We start from the raw sequence: 2199 nt of genomic DNA on the forward strand, positions 1-2199 counted from the left end.
TCAGCGGCATTATGCGGGTGGCTGTAGAGGGCTATCCGCTGATTCTGGTGTCGGGGCTGTTTCCCTGGCAGTGGTTTCAAAACTCTGTCGGCTCTGCGCCCAACCTGTTCGTCGGCAATGCCAGCCTGATCAAAAAGCTCAACTTTCCGCGCAATATTCTTTCGCTGTCCACCATTCTGAATCACATGGTGCATTTCCTCCTGTCGCTGCCTGTGATTCTCATCTTCATGGTGATTTATGGCAAATCACCGACGCTGGCGTGGCTCTATGGGCTGCCCGTGATGATGGTGGTTCAGCTTTTCACGGTCTATGGGCTGGCGCTGGTGCTGGCGACGCTCAATCTGTTTTTGCGAGACATTGAGCGGCTCACGCAGATTGTGATGACGTTTGTATTTTATTTTACGCCGATTATTTTCACGGCGGATATGATTCCTGAGCGATTCCGCCCGCTGATTCCGCTGAATCCGGCCGCGCCGCTGATGATTAACTGGCGAAACCTGTTTCTTTACGGCTATATCGACGGACACTACCTGCTGATCAGCGCGGGCTATGCGGTGTTGTTCTTTATCATCGGCACGCTGGTCTATCGCAAGCTGTCGTGGAAGTTTGCAGAAGTGCTGTAGGCAATCCAAAATCGCCAATCTCAAATTCAAAACCCTAATCAAAACACTAGGGCGTGCTTTAAAACCTTTTGATCCCCCCTTAGCCCCCCTTAACAAGGGGGAACTGGGCCAAACCGCCGGGAAGTCCCCCTTGTTTCTAGCGAAGCGGCGCGTAAGCGCGGGGATTTAGGGGGATCGACTCAGGGCAATCAACGGCCTGGAAAGTTTTAAGACACTGCCTAGCGTGAACCAGAGCCTCGATAAATGCGATCCTGCTGTTCTGGCGACAGGCGCGTGCGAGGAAACCAGTGTGCCCCGCGAGACGCATTTGAGCTAGAAGTTTCTGACGCAGCAGGTGGGGCAGACGTTACGCCCTTAGATGCGCCATTGCCGTTCGACGCGCCATTGCCATTTGCCGCCGCAGCGCCACCGCTAGAACCTTTACTTGTGCTGTTGACATACCAGGTGTTGCTGGTCGTTGCACTGCTGCTTTTGCTGTTGGGGGCGCTCGCTGCCGAACTCATTGGCATATCGCAAGCGACTGGCGCATCCGTCAGCAAATCGGGATCTAGATCGTCCTCCGGGAGTTGGGCATGGGGTGGAATGTAGGCGTGCTTTTCGGCATCGTAGGCCCACACCTCGCCGCGATCCATGTCGTAGATCCAGGCGTAAATCTTGAGCGTGCCGTCGTATAGCTTGGAGTGAATCGACGGATAGGTTTTCAGGTTTTCAATCTGCGTCAGGACGTTTTCTGCAATCGTGGCGTTTAGCAGTTCCTCGCCCTCCAGGTGGGTGTAGTTTTCCTTGATCAGCAGACGAGTAGCCTCGGCGTGCTTTAGCCAGTTATAGACCAAGGGCATCTTTTCTTCGAGCGTGTTCAGCTTGAGTAGCCCTTTCATCGCGCCGCAGTGAGAGTGGCCGCAAACCACAATGTTGCGAATGCCCAGCGCTTCTACTGCATACTCGACCGACGCACCCTCGCCGCCGTTGGTTGCGCCATAGGGCGGAATGATATTGCCCGCATTGCGAATCACAAAAATTTCACCCGGTTCTGCGTTGGTCAACAGTTCCGGCCCAACCCGCGAATCGGCACAGCAGACAATCAGCGCCCTCGGATGCTGCCCTTGTGCCAGTTCTTCGTAGAGGTCGATATGAGTGCAATAGAAGCTCTTTTTGAACTCACGCAGACCCTTGATTAGTTTTTTCATGGCTGGGTGCCTTGGGCGATAGAAATGCAGGAAAAAGGGTTGGGAAAGCGCTTGCTCTGACCAATCTTTTGACCAGTCTGCTCTCTCTGACCAATCTACAGAGAACGGGCGGAGTCGGTGTGTCTTAGCAAGCAATCTTTATTATCGAACAGCACGGCCCGTCCTCGTGTTTATGGATGCTAATCGGAGCAATAAGCAAGGGAGAGAAGTCGGCAGCCTAGACTAAACCCGCGCCAAAGCCCTGGCTCCTGCCCTTGTTTTCCTGAAATCGGTGGCAATTCTTCGTGCCAGCGTCTCTCACACTACCCTGAAATCGGCGGCAATTCTTCCTGCCAGCGTCTCTCACACTACAATGAGATGCAGCAATAAGTGCAGCAATAAGATGCAGC

Annotated in this window: 2 protein-coding genes; one reads left to right on the top strand and one right to left on the bottom strand. The window is 53.8% G+C overall.

The genetic code is table 11. The features are described from left to right. Positions 1 to 623 (top strand): ABC transporter permease (locus IGS51_RS00770; protein WP_297074897.1); only part of this gene is annotated, 623 nt, incomplete at its 5' end. A gap of 218 nt (positions 624 to 841) precedes the next feature. Here the strand turns inward: IGS51_RS00770 and IGS51_RS00775 are convergent. Then, positions 842 to 1810: a carbonic anhydrase gene (locus IGS51_RS00775; protein WP_297074898.1), complete on the bottom strand. Its 969-nt coding sequence runs from the start codon at positions 1808 to 1810 to the stop codon at positions 842 to 844. Positions 1811 to 2199: the final 389 nt, after the last annotated feature.

The sequence above is a fragment of the Thermoleptolyngbya sp. M55_K2018_002 genome (assembly GCF_015295965.1).
Classification (GTDB): domain Bacteria; phylum Cyanobacteriota; class Cyanobacteriia; order Elainellales; family Elainellaceae; genus Thermoleptolyngbya; species Thermoleptolyngbya sichuanensis.